At 68.6% G+C, this 1,930-nt stretch carries 2 protein-coding genes; both read left to right on the top strand.

Going from position 1 to position 1,930, the window contains the following annotated elements; all coding sequences use genetic code 11:
- The first annotated feature begins 68 nt into the window (after positions 1-68).
- Positions 69-869 carry a MetQ/NlpA family ABC transporter substrate-binding protein gene (locus QMX80_RS19130; RefSeq protein ID WP_055770548.1) on the top strand — a complete coding sequence of 267 codons (801 nt, stop codon included), beginning with the start codon at positions 69-71 and terminating at the stop codon, positions 867-869.
- A 239-nt stretch (positions 870-1,108) separates the two neighbouring features.
- Positions 1,109-1,867 carry a YiiX/YebB-like N1pC/P60 family cysteine hydrolase gene (locus QMX80_RS19125; RefSeq protein WP_055770545.1) on the top strand — a complete coding sequence of 253 codons (759 nt, stop codon included), beginning with the start codon at positions 1,109-1,111 and terminating at the stop codon, positions 1,865-1,867.
- Positions 1,868-1,930 lie beyond the last annotated feature (63 nt).

Raw genomic sequence — 1,930 nt, 5'->3', positions numbered from 1 at the left:
GGCTTTCGCATGAAAGCGTTCGCGGCTGAAGCCGCTCCTACAAGTACTCCCTCCGCACTGGAATCCCGATGAAGACTTCCCTGTTCCGTCCGCTGCTCGTTGCCGCCGCCGCGCTGGCGCTGTCGGCCTGCGGCAAGCCCGCCGCCGACGAGTCCAGGCTGGTGGTCGCCGCCACCGCCGTGCCGCATGCCGAGATTCTCGAAGTGGTCAAGCCGATCCTGGAGAAGGAGGGCGTCAAGCTGGACGTGCGCGTGTTCAACGACTACGTGCAGCCCAACGACCAGCTGGTGCAGAAGCAGGTCGATGCGAACTACTTCCAGACCGAGCCCTACCTGGACGCCTACAACCGCGACCGCAAGACCGGCCTGGTGACCGTGGTCGGCGTGCACATCGAACCGTTCGGCGCCTACTCGCGCCGGGTCAAGTCGCTGGCCGAGCTGCCCGACGGCGCCGACGTGGTCATTCCCAACGACCCGAGCAACAACAGCCGCGCGCTGATACTGCTGGACAAGGCCGGCGTCATCAAGCTGAAGGACCCGACCAACGCCCTGTCCACCCAGCGCGACATCGTCGACAACCCGAAGCAGCTCAAGTTCCGCGAGCTGGACTCGGCGATGCTGCCGCGCGTGCTCGACCAGGTCGATCTGGCACTGATCAACACCAACTACGCGCTCGACGCCGGCCTCGACCCGACCCGGGACGCGCTGGCGATCGAGAGCAAGGATTCGCCGTACGTGAACTTCCTGGTCGCACGCCCGGACAACCGCGACGATGCCCGCGTGCAGAAGCTGGCCAGGGCGCTGACCGGGCCCGAGGTGAAGGCCTTCATCGAACAGAAGTACAAAGGCGCCGTGCTGCCCGCGTTCTGAGGGCCATCTGCGCGCCGGGCGCGGTCATCGTCCTTCGGTGCGCCGGCGCAGGTGCCTCGCCGGTGACGGTCCGGGACCATGCGGTTCCGCTCCTGCGGGGGTAGAGCGGGGCAGCGCCCCGCTTGCGGCATTGCCGGGCAGGTCCCCGTCGGGTAATGCCCGGCACCGCCTGGCAGGCGGTTGTGCACCCGCATCGGCGGGAGCTAGGCTTCCCTGCACGCTTTCGCGGAGAGGAATGGATGGGGTTGCTGCGTTTCGCCGGGCGCCGCATGGCGCATTTCCTGGCCCAGCCGCGGCACCGGCAGACGCGCCCGCCCACCAGCGATCCGCAACTGCTGGCGCGCACCCTGCGGCGCGGCGACGTGCTGCTGGTGGAGGGCAACAGCCGCTTCTCCACCGCGATCAAGTACCTCACCCAGTCCACGTGGTCGCATGCCGCGCTGTACATCGGCGAGGAAGCGCTGGAGCCGGACGGGCCGCGGCGGCCGATGCTGATCGATGTGGACGTGGAAGCGGGCGTGCGGCGCGTGCCGCTGGACGCCTTCGCCGAGGAACATACCCGCATCTGCCGGCCGCGCGGGTTGCCGCCGCCGGTCATCGACCAGCTGGTCGGCTTCATGCGCGCCCGCATCGGCTACAGCTACGACCTGAAGAACGTGTTCGACCTGGCGCGTTACCTGATCCTGCCGCCGGTACCCGGGCACATGCGCCGGCGCCTGATCGCGCTGGGCAGCGGCGAGCCGACCAAGGCGATCTGCTCGACCCTGCTGGCGCAGGCGTTCGAGTCGATCCGCTACCCGATCCTGCCCGAGATCGAGACCGTGCTCGGCCACGCCGGCGGCCGCGAGCAGCAGCGCGAGATCCTGCACATCCGCAACTACAGCCTGTACACGCCGCGCGATTTCGACGTGTCGCCGTTCTTCGAGATCGTCAAGCCGCGCCTGCAGCTGGGCTTCGACTACCGCGCGCTGCAGTGGAGCGAAGACGGCAACCCCTGACGTTACCGGTGCGTCGCCGTGGTCCCTGAACGCGGCAGGCACGGATCGCGGACGATCCGTGCC

Source organism: Stenotrophomonas sp. PS02297 (assembly GCF_029959705.1).
Lineage (GTDB): Bacteria > Pseudomonadota > Gammaproteobacteria > Xanthomonadales > Xanthomonadaceae > Stenotrophomonas > Stenotrophomonas nitritireducens.
Note: the sequence above shows the minus strand (reverse complement) of the source record. Positions and strands in the feature narration are given on the sequence as shown.

What these genes read in the sequence shown, in the direction of transcription:
- QMX80_RS19130 (WP_055770548.1), top strand. Translation starts at nt 69, where the DNA reads ATGAAGACTTCCCTGTTCCGTCCGCTGCTCGTTGCCGCCGCCGCGCTG.
- QMX80_RS19125 (WP_055770545.1), top strand. Translation starts at nt 1,109, where the DNA reads ATGGGGTTGCTGCGTTTCGCCGGGCGCCGCATGGCGCATTTCCTGGCC.